The 21566-nt window shown below is 41.3% G+C and carries 34 protein-coding genes; all 34 read left to right on the top strand.

What is annotated here, in order from left to right; all coding sequences use genetic code 11:
* Positions 1-23 precede the first annotated feature (23 nt).
* The 34 genes from rpoC (at position 24) to rpsM (ending at position 21551) form a co-directional block, all read left to right on the top strand.
* Positions 24-3590, top strand: a complete 3567-nt coding sequence (gene rpoC, locus IWB18_RS02505; protein ID WP_195682021.1) for a DNA-directed RNA polymerase subunit beta' — start codon at positions 24-26, stop codon at positions 3588-3590.
* Positions 3591-3664: 74 nt separating this feature from the next.
* Positions 3665-3910 carry a ribosomal L7Ae/L30e/S12e/Gadd45 family protein gene (locus tag IWB18_RS02500; RefSeq protein WP_195682020.1) on the top strand — a complete coding sequence of 82 codons (246 nt, stop codon included), beginning with the start codon at positions 3665-3667 and terminating at the stop codon, positions 3908-3910.
* A 99-nt stretch (positions 3911-4009) separates the two neighbouring features.
* On the top strand, positions 4010-4387 hold the full coding sequence (rpsL, locus tag IWB18_RS02495) for a 30S ribosomal protein S12 (RefSeq protein ID WP_195682019.1): 378 nt from the start codon (positions 4010-4012) through the stop codon (positions 4385-4387).
* A 117-nt stretch (positions 4388-4504) separates the two neighbouring features.
* Positions 4505-4975, top strand: coding sequence for a 30S ribosomal protein S7 (gene rpsG / locus IWB18_RS02490; protein WP_195682018.1), 471 nt, complete (start codon positions 4505-4507; stop codon positions 4973-4975).
* A gap of 38 nt (positions 4976-5013) precedes the next feature.
* Positions 5014-7086 carry an elongation factor G gene (fusA, locus tag IWB18_RS02485; protein WP_195682138.1) on the top strand — a complete coding sequence of 691 codons (2073 nt, stop codon included), beginning with the start codon at positions 5014-5016 and terminating at the stop codon, positions 7084-7086.
* Positions 7087-7105: 19 nt separating this feature from the next.
* Positions 7106-8299 (top strand): elongation factor Tu, encoded by a 1194-nt coding sequence (tuf, locus tag IWB18_RS02480; protein ID WP_195682017.1) that lies wholly within the window; start codon positions 7106-7108, stop codon positions 8297-8299.
* A gap of 332 nt (positions 8300-8631) precedes the next feature.
* Positions 8632-8940, top strand: a complete 309-nt coding sequence (rpsJ, locus tag IWB18_RS02475) for a 30S ribosomal protein S10 (RefSeq protein WP_195682016.1) — start codon at positions 8632-8634, stop codon at positions 8938-8940.
* Between the two features lie 50 nt (positions 8941-8990).
* Positions 8991-9620, top strand: a complete 630-nt coding sequence (gene rplC, locus IWB18_RS02470) for a 50S ribosomal protein L3 (RefSeq protein ID WP_195682015.1) — start codon at positions 8991-8993, stop codon at positions 9618-9620.
* 21 nt (positions 9621-9641) lie between these two features.
* On the top strand, positions 9642-10265 hold the full coding sequence (gene rplD / locus IWB18_RS02465) for a 50S ribosomal protein L4 (RefSeq protein WP_195682014.1): 624 nt from the start codon (positions 9642-9644) through the stop codon (positions 10263-10265).
* Positions 10265-10555 (top strand): 50S ribosomal protein L23, encoded by a 291-nt coding sequence (gene rplW / locus IWB18_RS02460; RefSeq protein ID WP_195682013.1) that lies wholly within the window; start codon positions 10265-10267, stop codon positions 10553-10555. Before rplD ends, rplW begins: the two co-directional genes overlap by 1 nt.
* A gap of 46 nt (positions 10556-10601) precedes the next feature.
* Positions 10602-11432, top strand: a complete 831-nt coding sequence (gene rplB, locus IWB18_RS02455) for a 50S ribosomal protein L2 (RefSeq protein WP_195682012.1) — start codon at positions 10602-10604, stop codon at positions 11430-11432.
* 20 nt (positions 11433-11452) lie between these two features.
* Positions 11453-11731, top strand: a complete 279-nt coding sequence (gene rpsS, locus IWB18_RS02450) for a 30S ribosomal protein S19 (protein WP_195682011.1) — start codon at positions 11453-11455, stop codon at positions 11729-11731.
* Between the two features lie 26 nt (positions 11732-11757).
* Positions 11758-12093, top strand: coding sequence for a 50S ribosomal protein L22 (gene rplV / locus IWB18_RS02445; RefSeq protein ID WP_195682010.1), 336 nt, complete (start codon positions 11758-11760; stop codon positions 12091-12093).
* A 14-nt stretch (positions 12094-12107) separates the two neighbouring features.
* The gene (gene rpsC / locus IWB18_RS02440) at positions 12108-12761 is read left to right on the top strand and encodes a 30S ribosomal protein S3 (RefSeq protein WP_195682009.1); all 654 of its coding nucleotides are present in this window, start codon (positions 12108-12110) and stop codon (positions 12759-12761) included.
* Positions 12762-12778: 17 nt separating this feature from the next.
* Positions 12779-13213: a 50S ribosomal protein L16 gene (rplP, locus tag IWB18_RS02435; protein ID WP_195682008.1), complete on the top strand. Its 435-nt coding sequence runs from the start codon at positions 12779-12781 to the stop codon at positions 13211-13213.
* The gene (gene rpmC / locus IWB18_RS02430; RefSeq protein ID WP_195682007.1) at positions 13213-13416 is read left to right on the top strand and encodes a 50S ribosomal protein L29; all 204 of its coding nucleotides are present in this window, start codon (positions 13213-13215) and stop codon (positions 13414-13416) included. Before rplP ends, rpmC begins: the two co-directional genes overlap by 1 nt.
* Positions 13417-13435: 19 nt before the next feature.
* The gene (rpsQ, locus tag IWB18_RS02425) at positions 13436-13690 is read left to right on the top strand and encodes a 30S ribosomal protein S17 (RefSeq protein WP_195682006.1); all 255 of its coding nucleotides are present in this window, start codon (positions 13436-13438) and stop codon (positions 13688-13690) included.
* Positions 13691-13715: 25 nt separating this feature from the next.
* On the top strand, positions 13716-14084 hold the full coding sequence (gene rplN, locus IWB18_RS02420; protein WP_195682005.1) for a 50S ribosomal protein L14: 369 nt from the start codon (positions 13716-13718) through the stop codon (positions 14082-14084).
* Between the two features lie 15 nt (positions 14085-14099).
* Positions 14100-14426, top strand: coding sequence for a 50S ribosomal protein L24 (gene rplX, locus IWB18_RS02415; protein WP_332310650.1), 327 nt, complete (start codon positions 14100-14102; stop codon positions 14424-14426).
* 20 nt (positions 14427-14446) lie between these two features.
* A complete protein-coding gene (gene rplE / locus IWB18_RS02410; RefSeq protein WP_195682004.1) occupies positions 14447-14986 on the top strand; it encodes a 50S ribosomal protein L5 in 540 nt (179 codons plus the stop codon).
* A 15-nt stretch (positions 14987-15001) separates the two neighbouring features.
* Entirely contained in the window at positions 15002-15187 is a 186-nt protein-coding gene (locus IWB18_RS02405; RefSeq protein WP_195682003.1) for a type Z 30S ribosomal protein S14, read from the top strand.
* A 29-nt stretch (positions 15188-15216) separates the two neighbouring features.
* Positions 15217-15615, top strand: a complete 399-nt coding sequence (rpsH, locus tag IWB18_RS02400) for a 30S ribosomal protein S8 (protein WP_195682002.1) — start codon at positions 15217-15219, stop codon at positions 15613-15615.
* A gap of 27 nt (positions 15616-15642) precedes the next feature.
* Positions 15643-16179 carry a 50S ribosomal protein L6 gene (gene rplF / locus IWB18_RS02395; RefSeq protein ID WP_195682001.1) on the top strand — a complete coding sequence of 179 codons (537 nt, stop codon included), beginning with the start codon at positions 15643-15645 and terminating at the stop codon, positions 16177-16179.
* Between the two features lie 16 nt (positions 16180-16195).
* Positions 16196-16564 (top strand): 50S ribosomal protein L18, encoded by a 369-nt coding sequence (gene rplR / locus IWB18_RS02390; RefSeq protein ID WP_195682000.1) that lies wholly within the window; start codon positions 16196-16198, stop codon positions 16562-16564.
* Between the two features lie 16 nt (positions 16565-16580).
* Entirely contained in the window at positions 16581-17087 is a 507-nt protein-coding gene (rpsE, locus tag IWB18_RS02385; RefSeq protein ID WP_195681999.1) for a 30S ribosomal protein S5, read from the top strand.
* 12 nt (positions 17088-17099) lie between these two features.
* Positions 17100-17279, top strand: a complete 180-nt coding sequence (gene rpmD, locus IWB18_RS02380) for a 50S ribosomal protein L30 (RefSeq protein ID WP_195681998.1) — start codon at positions 17100-17102, stop codon at positions 17277-17279.
* 13 nt (positions 17280-17292) lie between these two features.
* On the top strand, positions 17293-17736 hold the full coding sequence (gene rplO, locus IWB18_RS02375) for a 50S ribosomal protein L15 (RefSeq protein ID WP_195681997.1): 444 nt from the start codon (positions 17293-17295) through the stop codon (positions 17734-17736).
* Position 17737: 1 nt separating this feature from the next.
* Positions 17738-18994: a preprotein translocase subunit SecY gene (gene secY / locus IWB18_RS02370; protein WP_195681996.1), complete on the top strand. Its 1257-nt coding sequence runs from the start codon at positions 17738-17740 to the stop codon at positions 18992-18994.
* A 23-nt stretch (positions 18995-19017) separates the two neighbouring features.
* Complete coding sequence (locus tag IWB18_RS02365; protein WP_195681995.1) at positions 19018-19668, top strand: adenylate kinase; 651 nt, start codon at positions 19018-19020, stop codon at positions 19666-19668.
* Positions 19668-20417: a type I methionyl aminopeptidase gene (gene map, locus IWB18_RS02360; RefSeq protein ID WP_195681994.1), complete on the top strand. Its 750-nt coding sequence runs from the start codon at positions 19668-19670 to the stop codon at positions 20415-20417. Before IWB18_RS02365 ends, map begins: the two co-directional genes overlap by 1 nt.
* A gap of 14 nt (positions 20418-20431) precedes the next feature.
* Entirely contained in the window at positions 20432-20737 is a 306-nt protein-coding gene (locus tag IWB18_RS02355; protein WP_195681993.1) for a KOW domain-containing RNA-binding protein, read from the top strand.
* Complete coding sequence (gene infA, locus IWB18_RS02350; protein ID WP_195681992.1) at positions 20734-20964, top strand: translation initiation factor IF-1; 231 nt, start codon at positions 20734-20736, stop codon at positions 20962-20964. The genes IWB18_RS02355 and infA overlap by 4 nt, the downstream gene beginning before the upstream one ends.
* 13 nt (positions 20965-20977) lie before the next feature.
* Positions 20978-21091, top strand: a complete 114-nt coding sequence (rpmJ, locus tag IWB18_RS02345) for a 50S ribosomal protein L36 (protein WP_025434559.1) — start codon at positions 20978-20980, stop codon at positions 21089-21091.
* Between the two features lie 91 nt (positions 21092-21182).
* Positions 21183-21551: a 30S ribosomal protein S13 gene (gene rpsM / locus IWB18_RS02340; RefSeq protein WP_195681991.1), complete on the top strand. Its 369-nt coding sequence runs from the start codon at positions 21183-21185 to the stop codon at positions 21549-21551.
* Positions 21552-21566: the final 15 nt, after the last annotated feature.

Raw genomic sequence — 21566 nt, 5'->3', positions numbered from 1 at the left:
AATATAGAAGGGAGAGAAGCTCCTTGAATGAATTTTTCGATTTTAAATCAATCAAGATTGGACTTGCTTCACCTGAAAAGATTAGAGAATGGTCAAAGGGAGAGGTAAAAAAACCTGAAACCATAAATTACAGAACTCTTAAACCCGAAAAGGAAGGTTTGTTCTGCGAGAAAATATTTGGACCTACCAAAGACTGGGAATGTCACTGTGGAAAATACAAGAGGGTAAGATATAAAGGGATCGTCTGCGAGAACTGCGGGGTAGAGGTGACCAGATCCAAAGTGCGTAGAGAAAGAATGGGGCACATAGAACTTGCCGCACCTGTATCTCACATATGGTACTTTAAAGGGATCCCAAGTAGAATGGGCTTGGTATTGGAAATGTCTCCAAGGTCATTGGAGAAAGTAATATATTTTGCCGCATACGTCATTACAGATCCGGGAAACACTCCTCTGTCTCACAAGCAACTTTTAAGTGAACGAGAATATAGAGAATACAAAGAAAAATATGGCAATGACTTTAAGGCGGCAATAGGCGCAGAAGCTGTCAAAGAATTACTGTCTCAGCTTGATTTGGAGAAGGAATCCAAAGAGTTGAGAGAAGATCTTAAAAACAGCACAGGCCAAAAAAGAATACGTACCGTCAGAAGACTTGAGGCGGTCGAGGCTTTCAGAACATCCGGAAACAATCCCGAGTGGATGATACTTGAAGCTGTGCCGGTAATTCCTCCTGAACTAAGGCCAATGGTGCAACTGGACGGAGGAAGATTTGCAACATCTGACTTGAACGATCTTTATCGAAGGGTGATAAACAGAAACAATCGTCTTAAAAGACTTTTAGATCTGGATGCTCCGGACATAATCGTCCAAAATGAAAAAAGGATGCTTCAAGAAGCGGTGGATGCGCTTATAGACAACGGCAGGAGAGGCAGACCTGTAACCGGACCGGGAAACAGACCTTTAAAATCCCTTAGCGACATGCTTAAGGGAAAACAAGGTAGATTCAGACAGAATCTTTTGGGGAAAAGGGTCGATTACTCCGGACGTTCCGTAATAGTCGTCGGACCTGAACTCAAAATGTATCAATGTGGATTGCCGAAGGAAATGGCCATCGAACTATTCAAGCCTTTCGTTATGAAAGAGCTGGTTATAAGAAAATTTGCTCAAAACATTAAAAGCGCAAAGAGAATGGTCGAGAGAATGAGACCTGAAATTTGGGATGTTCTCGAAGAAGTCATTATGGAACATCCGGTTTTATTGAACAGAGCACCTACTTTGCACAGACTTGGTATACAGGCTTTCGAACCGGTTTTGGTCGAAGGCAGAGCCATAAAATTGCATCCGTTGGTATGTACAGCATACAATGCTGACTTTGACGGTGACCAGATGGCTGTGCACGTGCCTCTGTCGGTGGAAGCTCAAGCAGAAGCAAGATTCCTCATGCTGGCAGCCAACAACATTCTAAAGCCACAGGATGGAAGCCCCGTAATAAGTCCTACACAAGACATGATCCTGGGTGCTTACTATCTGACAATAGAGATCCCAGGAGAAGAAGGCGAAGGAAAGATTTTCTCAGACCTTGAAGAGATGGAAATGGCCTACAACAACAAGGTAGTGTCCCTTCATACACGGGTCAAAGTTAGAATAAGGAAAGAAATCAACGGGATAGAAAAGACAAAATTGGTGGAGAGCACCGTTGGAAGATTTCTTTTCAACGAGATAATACCGCAGGATCTGGGATTTGTTGAAAGAGAAACCGATGATGACATGTTCAAACTTGAAGTAGATGAGACTGCCGACAAGAAGGTATTGTCCGCGATAGTTGAAAAATGCTACGAAAAACACGGACCTACAGAAACCTCTGTAACGCTTGACAATATAAAGAGAATGGGTTTCCATTATTCTACAATAGGGGCGATCACAGTAGGTGTAAGCGATATGGAAGTACCTTCCAAGAAGGTTGAGCTTTTGGAGAAGGCTGAAGTTGAAGTCGACAAGGTTCAGAAATTGTTTAGAAGAGGACTTATCTCCGAAGATGAGAGATACGAAAAAGTCATCAATATCTGGAACAACACAACTGATGAAGTTACCGACGCCTTGATGGATCACTTGGATCCATTGAACCCGATCAACATGATGGCCAACTCTGGTGCGAGAGGTAGTAAAAACCAGATAAGACAGTTGGCAGGTATGCGTGGTCTGATGGCGAGTCCGTCAGGTAAGATCATCGAACTTCCAATCAGATCGAACTTTAGAGAAGGACTTAATGTATTGGAATTCTTTATATCCACTCACGGTGCCAGAAAAGGTTTGGCGGATACCGCTCTTAGAACGGCCGACTCCGGATACTTGACTAGAAGGCTTGTAGATGTAAGCCAGGATGTCATAGTAAGAGAAGAGGATTGTGGTTCTACCAGGGGTTATCTGGCTAAGGACATAGACGACGGCGGAGAAATCATCGAAAAGATGAAAGATCGTATTGCCGGCAGATATGCTTTTGAAGATGTAGTAGACCCAAATACCGGAGAAGTACTTGCCAAGGCTGACACGATAATAACCAAAAGGGTTGCAGACAAGATCGAAAAGGCAGGAATAAAAACTGTAAACATAAGATCCATCACCAACTGCCAATCCAAAGTAGGCGTTTGTGCAAAGTGCTATGGAGTGGACCTGACTACCTGGGAACCCGTGAAAATGGGTGAGGCAGTGGGTATCATTGCGGCACAGTCTATCGGAGAACCGGGAACCCAGCTTACGATGCGTACGTTCCATACAGGTGGAGTTGCCAGCGCAGATGATATAACTCAAGGTCTTCCAAGGGTAGAAGAGCTTTTTGAAGCAAGAAAGCCGAAAGGTTTGGCCATAATTTCCGAAATCGACGGAAAAGTCGAAGTTAGGGAAACGAAGAAGAAAAAAGAAGTAGCTGTCATTGGCTCCGATGAGGAAAAAGTTTATCTTATACCTTACGGTTCCAGATTGAAAGTCGTCAATGGTGATGCTATCGAGGCCGGCGATGAAATAACGGACGGTAGCATAAACCCCAACGACATATTGAGCATCAAAGGTATTTCAGGAGTTCAAAAGTACATACTTCAAGAAGTGCAAAAAGTATACAGACTTCAGGGTGTTCATATCAGCGACAAGCACATTGAGTTGATAGTAAGACAAATGCTTAGAAAAGTCAAAGTGGAAGAACCGGGAGACACTCAACTCCTGCCGGGAGGGCTGGTAGACATATTCGCTTTCGAAGAAGAAAATGAAAAAGCATTGTCTGAAGGAAAAGAGCCTGCAACAGCCTCCAGGGTATTGTTGGGAATAACGAAGGCTTCACTTGCAACGGATTCATTCCTTTCAGCTGCATCGTTCCAGGAAACAACAAGAGTATTGACTGACGCTGCGATCAAAGGAAAGATAGATCCGCTTGTGGGACTTAAGGAAAACGTAATAATTGGAAAGCTCGTACCGGCGGGAACAGGAATGAAAAGGTACAGAAATGTGGAGCTTGAAGAAGATGAAGTTGTGGAAGAGTTGAACCCGCAGGAAATTGTAGATGAAGTAGATCTTTCTGACATAATAATAGACGATCTATAAAAAGGTTGACAGAGTTTTTTCCTAGTGATAAAATTTATTAGCGCATCGACGGGCATTGTAAAGGAGGGAACATCATGCTTGAAGAACTACAGACGGGCAATGTTGTTGTCGGAACCAGACAGACCATAAAAATGATCAAGTCGGATAACGTAAGTCTGGTTTATTTGTCGAAAGATGCAGACCAACACATAATTGACGAAGTTGAAAGTGCATGCAAAAATCATAAAATAGAAGTACACTATGTAAATAGCATGGTTGAATTGGGGAATGCTTGCGGTATCAAAAGAAAAACTGCAACCGCAGCAATCTTAAAAGGATAATAGAGCTATTTGCACCCCCTCTTTTTCAAGAGGGGGACTTTAATGTAATATTCGGCTTATGCCTTATATAATAAAAACCAAAGGAGGTGCAATACAAGGATGCCTACTATTAGTCAGCTTGTTAAAAAAGGAAGAGAAAAGGTTGAGTACAAATCAGACTCTCCGGCACTAAAAAACAACCCTCAAAAGAGAGGTGTATGTACAGCTGTAAGAACTACTACTCCAAAGAAGCCTAACTCTGCGCTTAGAAAGATCGCAAGGGTAAGACTTACAAACGGAACTGAGGTTACTGCTTATATTCCGGGAATCGGACATAACCTGCAGGAACACAGCGTCGTCTTGATCAAGGGTGGTAGAGTAAAAGACCTTCCTGGTGTGAGATACAAAATCATCAGGGGAGCTTTGGATACAGCCGGTGTGCAAAACAGACAACAATCTCGATCTAAATACGGTGCAAAAAAAGCTGCTAAGAAATAATTGTGCAATAGCTATACATTATAAACGGGTTTTATAATATAAAATAGATATTACGCACGACGGCGCACTAAGTAGTCGAGTACCGATGAAAGATTTTTTATTAAGGAGGGAAGCAAAGTGCCAAGAAAAGGACCAGTACCAAAAAGAGAGGTATTACCGGATCCGCTGTACAACAGCGTTTTGGTTACAAAATTAGTTAACAACATAATGCTTGACGGAAAAAAAGGCGTGGCTCAAAAAATAGTATACGGAGCATTCGATACTATTGCTGAAAAAACAGGTAGAGATGCTTTGGAAGTTTTTGAAGAAGCGTTAAACAACATAATGCCGGTCTTGGAAGTAAAAGCAAGAAGAGTCGGTGGAGCAACATATCAGGTTCCTATCGAGATCAGACCTGCAAGAAGACAAGCTTTGGGATTAAGATGGCTGGTAAGATACTCAAGAGCCAGAAACGAAAAAACCATGCAGTCAAGATTGTCGTCTGAATTGTTGGATGCTATCAACAATGCAGGTGCGTCAGTGAAGAAAAAAGAAGATACACACAAAATGGCAGAAGCCAACAAGGCTTTCGCGCATTATAGATGGTAAAGAAACAAAGTTTCTTTTATTAAGAAAGGATGGATACTGTGTCAAGAGAGTTTAGTTTGGAGATGACGAGAAATATCGGTATCATGGCCCATATTGATGCAGGTAAAACCACCACCACTGAAAGAATATTGTTTTATTCCGGAAGGATTCATAAAATTGGGGAGACACATGAAGGTGCTTCCCAAATGGACTGGATGGAGCAGGAGCAGGAGAGAGGTATCACTATTACCTCTGCCGCTACTACTTGCCAGTGGAAAAATCACAGGATAAACATTATAGATACACCAGGACACGTTGACTTTACTGTCGAGGTAGAGCGTTCACTTCGTGTATTGGACGGATCGGTTGCAGTATTTTGTGCAAAAGGTGGGGTTGAGCCTCAATCGGAAACGGTATGGAGACAAGCCGACAAATACAGAGTTCCCAGAATGGCCTATGTAAACAAGATGGATATCTTGGGAGCGGATTTTTATAATGTAGTAGATATGATGAAGGAAAGACTAGGAGCCAATGCGGTTCCGATCCAACTTCCCATCGGAAAAGAAGACACTTTCCTAGGACTTGTTGATTTGGTGGAGATGAACGCCATAATGTACAGGGACGATGAAGGTAAAGTAGTTGAAGTAGTTGAAATACCTGAAGAAATGAAAGAGTTGGCAGACGAATATAGAGAGAAATTATTGGAAGCAGTTTCAGACTTTGATGAAGAGCTTATGATGAAATACCTTGAAGGCGAAGAGATCACTTCGGCTGAAATCAAGAGAGCTATCAGAAAAGCTACAGTAGCTGTAAAAATGATCCCTGTTCTTTGCGGTTCTTCATACAAAAACAAGGGCGTTCAACCCATGTTGGATGCAGTTGTAGAGTACATGCCTTCTCCATTGGACGTTCCTGCCATAAAAGGGATCGATCCTAAAACAGAAGAAGAAATAGAAAGAAAAGCAGATGACAACGGACCTTTCTCAGCATTGGCATTTAAAATCATGACAGATCCGTTTGTAGGAAAGCTGGCTTTCTTCAGGGTTTACTCAGGAGTATTGAACTCAGGTTCATATGTTTACAACTCCACCAAAGGCAAAAAAGAAAGAATCGGTAGAATACTTCAAATGCACGCCAACCACAGACAGGAGATCGAAACGGTTTATACTGGAGATATAGCTGCTGCGGTAGGTTTAAAGGATACAACCACAGGTGACACACTTTGTGTAGAATCAGATCAAGTCATACTTGAATCCATGGAATTCCCGGAACCGGTAATTTCGGTGGCGATAGAGCCTAAGACAAAAGCGGGACAAGACAAAATGAGCATTGCTCTTCAGAAGTTGGCGGAAGAAGATCCTACATTTAAAACATACACTGATCCTGAAACTGGTCAGACGATCATTTCCGGAATGGGTGAGCTTCACCTTGACATCATCGTTGACAGAATGCTAAGAGAATTCAAAGTTGAAGCAAATGTCGGTAAGCCTCAGGTTGCATATAGAGAAACCATCAGAAAAGCTGTCAGAGTCGAAGGAAAGTTCGCGAGACAGTCAGGTGGTAGAGGACAGTTCGGACACGTATGGCTTGAGCTTGAACCGAGAGAGCCGGGCGAAGGATACGAGTTCGTCAACAAGGTCGTCGGTGGTGCGATACCTAAAGAATTTATCGGTCCCGTCGATCAAGGTATTAGAGAAGCCATGGAAAACGGAGTTCTTGCCGGATATCCAGTGCTTGACTTCAGAGCTACATTGGTAGATGGATCATATCATGATGTTGACTCATCAGAGATGGCATTTAAAATTGCAGGCTCAATGGCGTTCAAAGAAGGTTGTAAAAAAGCGGATCCGGTAATTCTGGAGCCAATATTTAAAATTGAGATAACTGTTCCTGAAGATTACATGGGAGATGTTATAGGTGACCTTAACTCAAGAAGGGGACGTATCGAAGGTATGGACCCAAGAGGAAACGTTCAGGTAATCAGAGGATTCGTTCCACTATCTGAAATGTTCGGTTACGCAACGGATCTTAGAAGTAAAACACAGGGAAGAGGAGTATATTCATACCAGTTCTCTCACTACGAAGAAGTGCCAAAAAGTATTTCAGAGCAAATAATGGAAGGCAAAAAATAAATTTAAGGAGGAAATTAAAATGGGAAAAGCAAAATTTGAAAGAAACAAAACCCACGTTAACATTGGAACCATAGGACACGTAGACCACGGTAAGACAACATTGACAGCTGCTATAACAACAGTATTGAACAAAAAATTCGGTACAGGAGCAGCGGTGGCATTCGACAATATCGACAAGGCGCCTGAAGAGAGAGAAAGAGGAATCACTATCTCAACAGCACACGTAGAGTACGAAACAGACGAAAGACACTACGCACACGTAGACTGTCCTGGACACGCCGACTACGTAAAGAACATGATCACCGGAGCGGCACAGATGGATGGAGCGATCCTGGTAGTAAGTGCTGCAGACGGTCCTATGCCACAGACAAGAGAGCACATCCTGCTTTCAAGACAGGTAGGAGTACCATACATAGTAGTATTCCTTAACAAGGCAGACATGGTAGACGACGAAGAGTTGATCGAACTGGTTGAAATGGAAGTAAGAGAATTGCTTAACGAGTACGAGTTCCCTGGAGATGACACACCGATCGTTGTAGGAAGTGCTCTTAGAGCGTTGGAAGATCCTGAAGGCGAGTGGGCAGACAAGATAGTAGAGCTTATGAAAGCAGTAGATGCATACATACCTGACCCTGTAAGAGAAACAGACAAGCCGTTCCTAATGCCTGTAGAGGATGTATTCTCAATCACAGGAAGAGGAACAGTAGCAACAGGAAGAGTAGAAAGAGGAATGGTCAAAGTAGGCGAAGAAGTAGAGATCATCGGTCTTTCAGATGCAAGAAGAAAAGTAGTAGTAACAGGAGTAGAGATGTTTAGAAAGCTTCTTGACCAAGCGGTTGCAGGAGACAACATCGGAGTACTGCTAAGAGGCGTTGACAGAACAGAGATCGAAAGAGGCCAGGTACTAGCTAAGCCAGGATCTATTAATCCACATACTAAATTCAAATCAGAAGTATACGTATTGACAAAAGAAGAGGGTGGAAGACATACGCCATTCTTTAACGGATACAGACCACAGTTCTACTTCAGAACAACAGACGTAACAGGAATAATCGAGTTGGGTGAAGGCGTGGAAATGGTAATGCCTGGAGACAACATCCAAATGGAGATCAACCTGATCACACCTATCGCTATCGAAGAAGGTTTGAGATTTGCGATCAGAGAAGGTGGAAGAACGGTAGGAGCCGGAGTAGTAGCGGAGATCATCGAGTAATCACACTGAAATCACATTAAGGGGACGCGCTTGAGCGTCCTCTTTTATGCTTATAGACAAAAAAACATAAAAAGTACAATATTTTTTTTAAAATAGGGCTGTAAACTATTGAGTGATATTGCAAATTAAGGTATAATACTTAAGCTGTGACTTTATGCGATGAAAAGAAAGGTTGCTTGGCCCAAAGGGAATTTTCTTGGAGTATGTCCAGATCATGAATCGGACGATGGATATCAGGGTATGTTTTTTATAAAAAATATACTGAACACCCGGCAGAGTGTTCTTGATATCGGATCGTACCTAAAAGAATTAGTAAGGAGGGAAATTTAGGTATGGCAAAACAAAAGATTAGAATCAGATTGAAGGCTTACGATCACAAGGTGTTGGATCAATCAGCACAAAAGATCGTTGAAACTGCAAAGAGAACTGGAGCAGGGGTATCTGGACCTGTGCCGCTTCCAACCGAGAAAGAGATCATTACGATCCTTCGTGCAGTTCACAAGTACAAAGATTCCAGAGAACAGTTTGAAATGAGAACACATAAAAGACTGATCGACATTCTTAATCCTACGCCAAAGACTGTAGACGCATTGATGCGTTTGGATCTGCCGGCGGGAGTAGACATAGAGATCAAGCTTTAATGGAGATTATGATTGCAAAGGCAATCCGCTAATTATTAGGAGGTGCAACAATGGAGAAAGTAATAATAGGTAAAAAATTGGGCATGACCCAGATCTTCAATGAAGAGGGCAAGCTGGTACCTGTAACAGTTGTAGAGGCAGGTCCCTGCAAAGTAGTGCAGGTTAAAAACCAGGAAACCGATGGATACGAGAGCATCCAGTTGGGTTATGGAGATGTTAAGGAAAAGAAAGTAAACAAGCCTATGAAAGGGCACTTTGATAAAAACGAACTTGGATACAAAAGAGTTCTTAAAGAGTTCAGGGTGGCAAATGCGGCTGATTACCAGGTAGGACAAGATGTTAAAGCTGATGTTTTTGAACAAGGTGACAAGATCGATATCACCGGAACTTCCAAAGGTAAAGGATTTGCGGGAGTCATCAAAAGACACAATCAGTCCAGAGGACCTATGAAGCACGGTTCCAAATATCACAGATCACCGGGTTCAATGGGAGCTTCTTCAAGTCCTTCAAGAGTTTTCAAGGGCAAAAAACTACCGGGACAAATGGGTAACGTGAAAGTTACAGTTCAAAATCTTGAAGTGGTTAAAGTCGACGCTGAAAGAAACTTGCTTTTAGTCAAAGGTGCGGTTCCAGGAATCAGAGGAAGCCTTGTGACAGTAAAGCAAACAGTTAAAAAGTAATTTTGGAAAGGAGGATAACAAATGCCTAAAGTTGATGTTATAAATGTTAAAGGTGAAAAGGTCGAAGAATTGACCTTGAAAGACGATATATTCGGTATTGAACCGAACGAAGCCGCAGTGCACCAAGTAGTGGTTGCTCAGCTGGCTAACAAGAGACAAGGAACTCAATCGGCTAAAACTCGTTCCGAAGTAAGGGGCGGTGGCAAAAAGCCGTGGAGACAGAAAGGAACAGGAAGAGCAAGAGCCGGTTCCATTAGATCACCACTTTGGAAGGGTGGCGGTGTCATATTTGCACCAAAACCAAGAGATTACAGTAAAAAAGTCAACAAGAAAATGAACAGACTGGCTATCAAATCTGTACTTTCTTCAAAAGTGGCTGACAGCGAATTTTTGGTATTGGATGCTCTTTCAATAGAAGCGCCAAAAACTAAAGAAATGGTCAACGTGTTGGAAAATATCAAAGCTGCAAAGAAAACATTGATCCTGGTAAAAGACTTGGATGAGAATGTATACAAGTCGGCGAGAAATATTCCTGGAGTCAAAACCGTTACAGTTGAGACAATAAACGTATACGACCTGTTGGATTGTGATTGTCTTGTGACTACAAAAGATTCAGTAGAGAAAATAGAGGAGGTGTACGCATAATGCTTAGCCCTCATGATATCATTATAAAGCCCATCGTCACAGAAAAAAGCATGGACGATATGAGCGAGAACAAATATACATTTAAAGTTAAGAAAGATGCAAACAAGATTCAAATCAAGAATGCTGTTGAGAACATTTTCGGTGTTAAAGTTGAGAAAGTGTTTACCATGAACATGAACGGAAAAGTCAAAAGAATGGGAAAATACACCGGAAGAAGAGCAAACTGGAAAAAAGCCATAGTAAAGCTTACTCCGGACAGCAAAAGCATAGAATTTTTCGAAGGCATCTAAACTAAAGAGGCCATTGGGTCTCGACGTAAAAAGGAGGTAAAGTGAAATGGGTATTAAGATTTACAAACCAACTTCCGCCGGAAGAAGGAACATGAGCGTGAATACTTTTGACGAAGTTACAAAAACCACGCCGGAAAAATCCCTTCTTTCACCGCTTAAAAGCACTGCGGGAAGAAATGCTAACGGTAAGATCACTGTTCGTCACAAAGGCGGCGGAGAAAAAAGAAAATACAGAATTATAGATTTCAAGAGAAACAAGGACGGAATCAAAGCTAAGGTAGCGGGTATAGAGTACGACCCGAACAGAAGCGCAAACATAGCTCTTCTTCATTACCTTGATGGAGAAAAGAGATACATAATAGCACCTTTGAATTTGAAGACGGGTGATTATGTTGAGTCAGGAGTGGGATCCGACATCAAAGTAGGAAACGCACTTCCATTGGCAAACATCCCTGTAGGTACTATCGTTCACAATGTTGAACTGAAAGCCGGAAAAGGCGGACAGATGGTAAGATCAGCAGGAAATTACGCACAATTGATGGCAAAGGAAAACAACTACGCTATTCTGAGACTTCCTTCAGGAGAGATGAGAATGGTTAGAATGGAATGTAGAGCAACCATAGGACAAGTTGGTAATGTTGACCACTCAAATGTAAGAATAGGTAAGGCTGGAAGAAAAAGACACATGGGAATCAGACCTACTGTAAGAGGTTCTGTAATGAACCCCAACGATCACCCTCACGGTGGTGGTGAAGGTAGAGCGCCTATCGGACGACCAGGACCATCTACTCCATGGGGCAAGCCTGCACTTGGATACAAAACGAGAAAGAAAAACAAGAGCTCGGATAAATATATCGTAAGAAGAAGAAAGAAATAGTTCTGGAAGGAGGTAACTAAATGAGCAGATCATTAAAAAAAGGACCTTACGTGGACGCTAAACTTTTGAAAAGAATTGAAGACATGAATAAAAACAACGAGAAAAAAGTTATTAAGACTTGGTCTCGAAGCTCGACGATTTTTCCTCAGATGGTAGGGCACACTATTGCAGTACATGACGGAAGAAAGCATGTTCCCGTATATCTTTCAGAGGATATGGTTGGACATAAACTTGGAGAATTTGCTCCTACAAGAACATTTAGAGGTCATGCAGGAGAAAAAACTTCTGGTAAGAAATAAGAGGTTTTGGAAGGAGGTTGAATTATATGGAAGCTAAAGCAAGCGCCAGATACGTAAGAGTATCACCAAGAAAAGCAAAACTGGTTGTTGACCTTGTAAGAGGAAAAAGCATCGGAGAAGCCATAAATATATTATCGCTATTACCTAATAAATCTGCGAAAGTGGTAGAAAAGGTAATCAAGTCTGCTGCAGCAAACGCAGAAAACAATTTTGAAATGGATCCAGCAAAATTATTTGTTTCAGAAATATATGCGGACCAGGGGCCTACAATGAAAAGATTTTTGGCAGGTTCAATGGGTAGAGCGTCTTTGATAAAAAAGAGAAGCAGTCATATTTCTGTAGTGCTTAAAGAAAAAGAGTAAGGAGGGGATAGTTAGTGGGTCAAAAAGTCAATCCGCACGGATTAAGAGTCGGAGTCATTAAGGACTGGAGTGCAAGATGGTACGCAAAAGACAAGGATTTCGCTGATTTTCTTGTTGAAGATAACAAGATAAGAAAATTTATCAAGAAAAATCAATTTACTGCAGGTATCTCTCAAATAGAAATTGAAAGATATGCCAACAGAATCAGAATACATATTCATACAGCTAAGCCCGGAATGATCATCGGTAAAGGTGGTTCAGGTATCGAGGCGCTTAAAAATCAAGTGGTGAAAATGACCGGAAAGAATGTTTTCATCAACATAGTTGAAGTCAAGAATATCGATGCCAACGCACAATTGGTCGCAGAGAATATTGCATCTCAACTTGAAAGAAGAGTTTCTTTCAGACGTGCCATGAAACAATCGATCACCAGAGCGTTGAGAAATGGTGCGCACGGAATTAAAACAAGCGTATCCGGTAGATTGAACGGAGCTGAAATGGCTAGAACTGAACACTATAGCGAAGGAAACGTGCCTTTGCAGACGTTGAGAGCAGATATTGACTACGGTTTTGCCGAAGCAAATACAACTTACGGAAAAATCGGTGTAAAAGTCTGGATCAACAAAGGGGAAGTTCTTCCTGAAAAAAAAGAAGATAATAGGAACTAAGGAAGGAGGAAACCATAATGTTAATGCCTAAAAGAGTTAAACGAAGAAGAGTATTCAGAGGTAGAATGAAAGGCAAGGCTACGAGAGGAAATACTATCAATTATGGTGACTATGCGATTCAAGCTTTGGAACCGGGTTGGATAACATCAAATCAAATTGAAGCTGCTCGTATCGCAATGACAAGATATATTAAAAGAGGCGGAAAAGTCTGGATCAAAATATTTCCGGACAAACCTGTAACACAAAAACCGGCAGAAACCAGGATGGGTTCCGGTAAAGGTTCGCCAGAATACTGGGTTGCCGTGGTAAAACCAGGCAGAATTATGTTTGAAATAGCAGGAGTTCCAGAAGAGTTGGCTAGAGAAGCCATGAGACTTGCAATGCACAAGCTGCCTATAAAAACAAAATTTGTTACCCGTAAAGATTTTGAGGAAGTGGGTGGTGAATCCTAATGAAAGCAAAAGAGATAAGAGAATTAAGTACACAGGAATTGGAGAGCAAGCTTAGCGAACTCAAGGAAGAGTTGTTCAACTTGCGTTTCCAACTTGCCACTGGTCAATTGGAGAATCCGATGAGAATCAGGGAAGTTAAGAGAACGTATGCCAGGATCAAAACGATCCTTACGGAAAGAGAATTGAAAGCTATAGAAGCTTAAGGAAAAGGAGGGTACTTTTGTGGAAAGAGCGCAAAGAAAAACAAGAGTAGGAAAAGTAGTGAGTGACAAGATGGACAAGACGATCGTTGTCGCTGTAGAAACTTTTGTAAGACATCCTCTTTACAATAAAAGGGTTAAAAAGACCACGAAATTCAAAGCCCATGACGAAGCGAATCAATGCAATATCGGAGATGTGGTAAAGATCATGGAAACCAGACCTTTAAGTAAAGATAAAAGATGGAGATTAGTAGAGATTGTAGAAAAAGCACTATAATCGTGCTTGAAAGGAGGCAAAACAGATGATACAACAGGAAACCAGGCTGAGAGTCGCTGACAACACAGGCGCTAAAGAATTATTGTGCATAAGAGTACTAGGCGGCTCAGGAAAAAGATACGCTACAGTCGGAGATATTATCGTTTGCGCTGTTAAATCTGCAACACCAGGCGGGGTTGTTAAAAAAGGCGATGTCGTTAAGGCCGTAGTTGTAAGAACAGTAAAAAGTAACAGAAGAGAAGACGGAAGCTACATTAAATTTGATCAAAATGCTGCCGTAATTATAAAAGATGACAAACAGCCAAGAGGAACACGTATTTTCGGACCTGTAGCAAGAGAGCTCAGAGAGAAGAAATTCATGAAAATTCTTTCCTTGGCACCGGAAGTACTTTAAGAGGAGGTGGCTTTAGTGAAAAACAAGATACATGTTAAAAAAGATGATGTGGTCATGGTCAACTCTGGAAAATTCAAAGGTGAAACCGGCAAGGTTTTGGCGGTATATACCAAAGAAAACAGAGTGGTCGTTGAAGGAATCAACATGGTAACAAAGCACATGAAACCTTCCCAGAAAGTTCAACAAGGCGGGATCGTTAAGCAGGAAGGAAAAATTCATGCTTCAAACGTACTTTTATACTGCGACAAGTGTAAAAAAGGCGTTAGGACTGGCAAGAAATTCCTAGAAGACGGAACAAAAGTGCGTTACTGCAAAAAGTGTGGAGAAACATTCAACAAGTAGTAGGGAAGGAGGTATACTAGATGCCAAGATTAATGGATAAATATAAAGAGGAAGTAATTCCGGCATTGATGGAGAAATTCAAGTACGACAATGTCATGGAAGTTCCAAAACTAGAAAAAGTTGTAATCAATATGGGATTGGGAGACGCAAAAGACAACGCAAAACTTCTTGAAGCGGCTGTCAACGACCTTAGCATAATAGCCGGACAAAAGCCGGTAATAACAAAAGCAAAAAAATCAGTTTCCAACTTCAAACTCAGAGAGGGAATGAACGTAGGCGCAAAAGTAACTTTAAGAGCAAATAGAATGTACGAGTTTACAGATAAATTGTTCAACATCGCCCTTCCCAGAGTAAGAGACTTCAGAGGCGTATCTTCAAAGTCTTTCGACGGTAGAGGAAATTACTCGATGGGTATAAAAGAACAACTTATATTCCCTGAGATTGAGTATGACAAAGTGGAACAAATACGAGGTATGGACATCATTTTTGTTACAACTGCAAAAACTGATGAAGAAGCTTTAGAACTTTTAAGCTTGTTGGGAATGCCTTTCAATCGATAATAAGGAGGAATATAAATGGCAAAAAAAGCTATGGTGAACAAGCAACAAAAGACACCGAAATATTCAACAAGAGCTTATAATAGATGCCGTATTTGCGGAAGACCTCATGCATATTTGAGAAAATTCGGTATTTGCAGAATATGTTTTAGAGAAATGGCTTACAAAGGCGAAATACCAGGCGTAAAAAAAGCAAGCTGGTAAGATTGATTTAGTGGAAGGAGGTACACAAAATGGTAATGACCGATCCTATAGCAGATATGCTTACAAGAATACGTAATGCAAATGACGCTAAACATGAATATGTAACAATCCCTGCATCCAACGAAAAGAAGGCTATAGCCAGTATATTGTTGGAAGAAGGATTTATTAAACACGTAGAGTATAAAGAGGACGACAAGCAAGGCAGCATAAAAATCGCTTTGAAATATGGCGACAACAAGCAAAAAGTCATAACTGGAATAAAAAGAATTTCAAAGCCGGGACTTAGAGTTTATACAAATAAGAATGAGATCCCAAAAGTGCTTAACGGACTGGGTATTGCAATTATCTCAACATCTAAAGGTGTTGTAACTGATAAAACAGCAAGAAAAGTTGGAGTAGGCGGAGAGGTGCTTTGTTACGTTTGGTAACAAATCATCATAATAGGAGGTGTTAGAATGTCTAGAATCGGAAAAATGCCTGTTGCTATTCCCGCGGGAGTAACCGTAACTGTAGACGGAAGCAATGTGACTGTTAAAGGTCCCAAAGGTGAACTTACCAGGAACCTGCACGGCGACATTAAGATAGAACAAATCGACGGTGAAATCATAGTATCAAGACCATCTGACAAGAAGGAGCACAGAGCTCTTCACGGGTTAACAAGAGCCCTTGTCAACAACATGGTCGTAGGTGTCAGCACCGGATATGAGAAAAGACTCGAGATCAACGGTGTCGGATATAGAGCGGCGAAGCAAGGCAAGAAATTGACTTTAAGCTTGGGATACTCACATCCTGTAGAGATGGAAGACCCAGCTGGTATAGAAACTGAAGTAGAAGGAACAAACAAGATAATCGTCAGAGGCATCGACAAGGAAAAAGTCGGAGAGCATGCTGCAAACATCAGAAAGAAAAGACAACCTGAGCCATATAAGGGCAAAGGAATCAAATATGCTGATGAGCGCATAAGACGTAAAGAAGGAAAAACCGGTAAGTAGGAAGGAGTGATTCCAAGTGATAAAAAAGCCCGTTAAAAATAAAATCAGAAAAAACAGACATAGAAGACTTAGATTTAAACTTAGCGGAACTACGGCAAGACCAAGATTGAATGTATTCAGAAGCAATGCGAATATCTACGCTCAAATCATAGATGATTCAAACGGAACTACATTGGTCAGTGCTTCTACAGCGGACAAGGATCTTAAAGAGAAACTTACGTCTACTAGAAACAAGGAAGCAGCCAAAGCTGTAGGTACCGCCATTGCTGAAAAAGCACTTGCCAAAGGTATCGAAAACGTAGTTTTCGACAGAGGTGGATACATTTACCACGGAAGGGTAAAAGAACTGGCTGAGGGAGCAAGAGAAGCCGGACTTAAGTTTTAGAAAAGGAGGTTAATCCATGCAGCGTAAATTGATTGATGCTAGCAAACTAGACCTTAAAGAAAAGGTCGTATCTATAAACAGAGTAACAAAAGTTGTTAAAGGTGGACGTAATTTCAGATTCAGCTGTCTGGTTATCGTAGGTGACGAAAATGGTCATGTTGGTGCCGGTGTAGGCAAAGCGATAGAGATCCCTGAAGCAATCAGAAAGGGAATCGAAGATGCCAAAAAGAATTTGATCAAGATCCCGTTGTCAAATACAACAATACCACATGAGGTCGTAGGACATTATGGCGCCGGAAATGTGCTTCTAAAACCTGCAGGACAAGGTACGGGAGTTATTGCCGGAGGACCTGTAAGAGCGGTACTTGAATTGGCAGGAGTTAGAGATATCAGAACCAAATCTTTGGGAACCAATAATGCAAGAAACATGGTAAATGCAACAATGGAAGGGTTGTCTCGATTGACAACTGTTGAAGATGTAGCTAAATTAAGAGGAAAAACTGTAGAAGAAATTCTAGGATAGGAGGGAGTATCCTTGCCAAATTTAAAGATTACTTTAAAAAAGAGCAAAATAGGCAGACTGGACAAGCAAATTGCTACAGTTGAAGCCTTGGGACTAAAAAAAATAGGTCAAACTGTTATCAAGGAAGATACACCTCAAATAAGAGGAATGATAAGCAAGATTGACTTCATGCTGGAAGTAGAAGAAGTATAAGGAGGTGTAACAGATGAAATTACACGAGTTAAGACCTGCAGAGGGTTCTACCGCTAAGAAAAAAAGAAAAGGTAGAGGTACTGCCACAGGACAAGGAAAAACTGCCGGTAGAGGTCAGGACGGTCAAAAGTCCAGATCAGGCGGCGGAGTTAGAATAGGTTTTGAAGGTGGACAGATGCCACTGGCTAGAAGACTTCCGAAGAGAGGTTTCAGCAACGCAAAATTCAGAAAAGATTTCGCGATCGTAAATGTAGAAGATTTAAATGTTTTTACTGCAAACACAGAAGTAACTCCCGAGTTGTTGCTTGAATCGGGATTGGTAAAGAAAACTTTATCAGGAATAAAAGTGCTTGGAAACGGTGAATTAAACGTATCTTTAACGGTAAAAGCGAACAAAATCAGCAAAGCTGCTGAAGAGAAGATCGTATCAGCCGGAGGAAAGGTAGAGGTGATCTAATATGCTCTCTACCTTGAGGGATGCATGGAGAATACCCGATTTAAGAAAGAAAATCATTTTCACATTACTGATGCTTTTTATTTATCGATTAGGTAGCTTCATATCAGTTCCATATATTGATACAAGTGTACTGGCTCAATATATTCAGGATGGAGGCATGCTTGGTTTTTATGACATCTTTGCAGGAGGAAACTTCAGCAACTTTACCATATTTGCCATGAGCATAACACCTTATATTAATGCTTCGATTATCATGAATCTTCTTTCATTCGCGATTCCTTATTTGGAGAGATTATCCAAAGAAGGAGAAGAGGGAAGAAAGAAGATCGCTCAATACACAAGGTACCTTACTGTTGTACTGGCCTTGGTTCAAGCATTGGGCATGACATTGACATTTCAACAGATAATGACTGAAAAAACTTTGTTCACGGTCACTTTGGCCGTACTGACGATTACGGCGGGAACAGCATTTTTGATGTGGCTTGGAGAACAAGTTACTGAAAACGGAATAGGAAACGGTATTTCACTTATAATCTTTGTAAGCATAATATCACGACTTCCATCTGCTTTAACGGCACTAGTCAAATACGTTCAGGTTGGCACTTTGAATATATTCAGCCTTATTATTTTCTTTGTTTTTGCATTGCTCGTAATAGTTGCGGTCATAGCAGTGCAGGAAGGTCAAAGAAGAATTCCGGTTCAATACTCCAAGAGAGTTGTAGGCAGGAAAATGTATGGAGGACAAAGCACACACATTCCGTTGAAGGTAAACATGAGCGGAGTCATTCCTGTAATATTTGCCAGTTCAATAACCATGTTCCCTGCAACACTTGCCAATTTCTTTCCAAATTCAGGGATCGCAAATTGGATAGTGAAGTATTTCGGATGGGGAACTACAGTAACGACAATAATGTACATCTCTCTGATCATAGCATTCACATTCTTTTACACAGCTATAACTTTCAACCCGATTGAGATAGCAAACAACTTAAAGAAAAATGGAGGTTTCATACCGGGAATCAGACCAGGTAGACCTACCACCGAGTATATAAACAAATCGGTAACAAAACTGACACTCTTTGGTGGATTTTTTCTAGCGGCTGTTGCGACTATTCCGATCATCTTGGGGAATGTGATGAATCTAAATCTTCAGTTTGGCGGCACAAGCCTTCTAATCGTGGTCGGTGTTGCTCTTGAAACCATCAAACAGCTTGAAGCTCAAATGATGATGAGACACTACGATGGATTCCTGAAGTAAAAAACTGTATTGGAGATGATAAAATGAGAATCATACTATTAGGACCTCCGGGGGCAGGCAAGGGAACGCAAGCTGCAAACATTGTTGAAGCCTATAACATCCCGCACATATCAACCGGAGACATTTTCAGAAAGAATCTTAAAGAAAATACAGCATTGGGTCTTAAGGCCAAGGAATACATGGACAAGGGACTTCTGGTTCCAGACGAACTGGTCGTAGACCTTGTTAAAGACAGATTGACGGAAGATGACTGCAAGACTGGTTTTATGTTGGACGGTTTTCCAAGAACTGTGGTTCAAGCTGAGGCATTGGATACAGAACTGGAAAAACTTGATATGAAATTAAGTGCAGTGTTAAACATAGAAGTGGATCAAAATCTTCTTCTCCAAAGAATCACAGGGAGAAGGATATGCCGTTCCTGTGGTGCTACTTATCACGTAAGCTTTAATCCTCCAAAGGAAGAAGCAGTATGTGATCTTTGTGGAGGAGAGCTGTATCAAAGAGATGATGATGTAGAAGAAACTGTGGCTAAAAGGCTACAGGTTTATAACGAGCAGACACAGCCTTTGATCGATTTTTACAAAAACTCCGGATTGCTCGTTGATATTGACGGGCAGCAAGAAATCGAAGCAGTTTTCGACGAGATCAAGAAAGCTCTCGAGGAAGCAAATTAATGATCATAATTAAATCGCCGGAAGAGATTCAATTGATGAGAAAAGCGGGTAAGATTGTAGCAGGAGTTCATAGAGAGATGGCCAAGCACATCAGACCTGGAATAACTACAATGGAACTAGACAGGTTAGCGGAAGATTTCATAAGAAAATCCGGAGCATTGCCTGCTTTTAAAGGTTATCAAGGATTTCCTGCATCCATATGTACGTCAGTAAATGAGGAAGTCGTTCACGGCATACCTTCCAAGAGAATACTTGTCGAAGGCGATATAGTAAGTGTTGACGTAGGAGCCATCCTTGACGGATACGTAGGTGACGGAGCAAAGACCTACGGAGTAGGTGAAATCAGTGATGAAGCCAGTCGCTTGATCGAAGTGACCAGGCAAAGCTTTTACGACGGCATTGAATATGCGGTTAACGGCAACAGGCTATCTGACATATCCAGCAGGATTCAAAAGACTGTTGAAGAAAACGGATTTTCAGTTGTTGTAGACTATGTTGGACACGGTATAGGAAGAGACATGCACGAAGATCCTCCAATACCAAATTTTGGAATCCCGAACAGAGGGCCCAGGTTAGCACCGGGCATGGCTCTGGCCATAGAACCTATGGTTAATGTGGGAACTTACAAGGTGAAGACTTTGAAGGACAATTGGACGGTCGTGACTTTGGACGGAAAACTTTCCGCTCATTATGAACACACCATAGCAATTACCGAAGAAGGTCCGCCTTTGATACTCACTCTTGAGTAACTTTGAGGTGAAAAATGGATAATAGTGATTTAAGTTTGGGGCAGGTTGTACGATCGACCGCTGGAAGAGACAAAGGCAGGTTTATGGTAGTCATAAGAAACGAAGAAAACGGCCTTTTGGCTTTGGCGGATGGTGATGTTCGGAGGATCGAAAAGAGCAAAACCAAAAAAGTCAAACATGTCGCCAAAACCAATTTCATAATAGAAGAAGTAAGAGAAAAACTTTCAAAAGGTCTAAAAGTCAACAACGCTGAACTGCGAAGAGGACTGGATAAGTACAAGAAAGATTGCCTTATTGGAGAACAGGAGGTTGTAAAATGACCAAGCAGGATGTAATTGAAGTCGAAGGTACGGTTCTTGAGGCTATGCCTAACACGATGTTTCAGGTTGAACTGGAGAACGGGCACAAGATCCTGGCTCATATTTCCGGTAAATTGAGGATGCACTACATCCGAATATTGCCTGGTGACAAAGTAATTGTAGAATTATCGCCTTATGACTTGACCCGCGGCAGAATAATATGGCGTGGAAAAGGAAAAAAGGGGTAAAGGAGGAATTGAGATGAAAGTAAGACCATCTGTGAAACCTATTTGCGAAAAGTGCAAAATCATAAAGAGAAAAGGCAGAGTTATGGTTATCTGCGAAAATCCCAAACATAAGCAAAAACAAGGTTAAAACATGAATGTAGTTGCGGCTGAGTATCTATGGGATACTGCTATGTTCTTAATTATAATAAATCAAAAATAAACAGGAGGTGTAACATTTAATGGCAAGAATAGCCGGTGTTGACTTACCAAGAGATAAAAGAGTTGAAGTGGCTCTGACTTATATATTCGGTATAGGTAAAACCAGTTCACAAAAGATATTAACCAAAGCAGGAATCAATCCTGATACAAGAGTCAAGGATCTTACTGAGACAGAAGTAAACGAGTTAAGATCAATTATCGATGCAGACTTTGATGTAGAAGGTGATCTGAGAAGAGAAGTAAACCTGAACATTAAAAGACTTATCGAAATCGGTAGCTACAGAGGACTCCGACATAGAAAAGGTCTTCCTGTTAGAGGACAGAAGACTAAAACCAATGCTAGAACCAGAAAAGGTCCTAAGAGAATGGTAAGCAGAAAGAAAAAATAGTAGTTAGGAGGGAAA

Source organism: Alkalibacter mobilis (genome assembly GCF_015594845.1).
In the GTDB taxonomy this organism is placed as follows: Bacteria; Bacillota; Clostridia; order Eubacteriales; family Alkalibacteraceae; genus Alkalibacter; species Alkalibacter mobilis.
This window is presented reverse-complemented; position numbering and strand designations above follow the sequence as displayed.

Excerpts from the sequence above, each read along its gene's own strand:
- IWB18_RS02500 (WP_195682020.1), top strand. The coding sequence starts at position 3,665 with ATGCTTGAAGAACTACAGACGGGCAATGTTGTTGTCGGAACCAGACAG.
- rpsL (WP_195682019.1), top strand. The coding sequence starts at position 4,010 with ATGCCTACTATTAGTCAGCTTGTTAAAAAAGGAAGAGAAAAGGTTGAG.
- tuf (WP_195682017.1), top strand. The coding sequence starts at position 7,106 with ATGGGAAAAGCAAAATTTGAAAGAAACAAAACCCACGTTAACATTGGA.
- rpsJ (WP_195682016.1), top strand. The coding sequence starts at position 8,632 with ATGGCAAAACAAAAGATTAGAATCAGATTGAAGGCTTACGATCACAAG.
- rplC (WP_195682015.1), top strand. The coding sequence starts at position 8,991 with ATGGAGAAAGTAATAATAGGTAAAAAATTGGGCATGACCCAGATCTTC.
- rplD (WP_195682014.1), top strand. The coding sequence starts at position 9,642 with ATGCCTAAAGTTGATGTTATAAATGTTAAAGGTGAAAAGGTCGAAGAA.
- rplW (WP_195682013.1), top strand. The coding sequence starts at position 10,265 with ATGCTTAGCCCTCATGATATCATTATAAAGCCCATCGTCACAGAAAAA.
- rplB (WP_195682012.1), top strand. The coding sequence starts at position 10,602 with ATGGGTATTAAGATTTACAAACCAACTTCCGCCGGAAGAAGGAACATG.
- rpsS (WP_195682011.1), top strand. The coding sequence starts at position 11,453 with ATGAGCAGATCATTAAAAAAAGGACCTTACGTGGACGCTAAACTTTTG.
- rplV (WP_195682010.1), top strand. The coding sequence starts at position 11,758 with ATGGAAGCTAAAGCAAGCGCCAGATACGTAAGAGTATCACCAAGAAAA.
- rplP (WP_195682008.1), top strand. The coding sequence starts at position 12,779 with ATGTTAATGCCTAAAAGAGTTAAACGAAGAAGAGTATTCAGAGGTAGA.
- rpmC (WP_195682007.1), top strand. The coding sequence starts at position 13,213 with ATGAAAGCAAAAGAGATAAGAGAATTAAGTACACAGGAATTGGAGAGC.
- rplN (WP_195682005.1), top strand. The coding sequence starts at position 13,716 with ATGATACAACAGGAAACCAGGCTGAGAGTCGCTGACAACACAGGCGCT.
- rplE (WP_195682004.1), top strand. The coding sequence starts at position 14,447 with ATGCCAAGATTAATGGATAAATATAAAGAGGAAGTAATTCCGGCATTG.
- IWB18_RS02405 (WP_195682003.1), top strand. The coding sequence starts at position 15,002 with ATGGCAAAAAAAGCTATGGTGAACAAGCAACAAAAGACACCGAAATAT.
- rpsH (WP_195682002.1), top strand. The coding sequence starts at position 15,217 with ATGGTAATGACCGATCCTATAGCAGATATGCTTACAAGAATACGTAAT.
- rplF (WP_195682001.1), top strand. The coding sequence starts at position 15,643 with ATGTCTAGAATCGGAAAAATGCCTGTTGCTATTCCCGCGGGAGTAACC.
- rpsE (WP_195681999.1), top strand. The coding sequence starts at position 16,581 with ATGCAGCGTAAATTGATTGATGCTAGCAAACTAGACCTTAAAGAAAAG.
- rplO (WP_195681997.1), top strand. The coding sequence starts at position 17,293 with ATGAAATTACACGAGTTAAGACCTGCAGAGGGTTCTACCGCTAAGAAA.
- secY (WP_195681996.1), top strand. The coding sequence starts at position 17,738 with ATGCTCTCTACCTTGAGGGATGCATGGAGAATACCCGATTTAAGAAAG.
- IWB18_RS02365 (WP_195681995.1), top strand. The coding sequence starts at position 19,018 with ATGAGAATCATACTATTAGGACCTCCGGGGGCAGGCAAGGGAACGCAA.
- map (WP_195681994.1), top strand. The coding sequence starts at position 19,668 with ATGATCATAATTAAATCGCCGGAAGAGATTCAATTGATGAGAAAAGCG.
- IWB18_RS02355 (WP_195681993.1), top strand. The coding sequence starts at position 20,432 with ATGGATAATAGTGATTTAAGTTTGGGGCAGGTTGTACGATCGACCGCT.
- infA (WP_195681992.1), top strand. The coding sequence starts at position 20,734 with ATGACCAAGCAGGATGTAATTGAAGTCGAAGGTACGGTTCTTGAGGCT.
- rpmJ (WP_025434559.1), top strand. The coding sequence starts at position 20,978 with ATGAAAGTAAGACCATCTGTGAAACCTATTTGCGAAAAGTGCAAAATC.
- rpsM (WP_195681991.1), top strand. The coding sequence starts at position 21,183 with ATGGCAAGAATAGCCGGTGTTGACTTACCAAGAGATAAAAGAGTTGAA.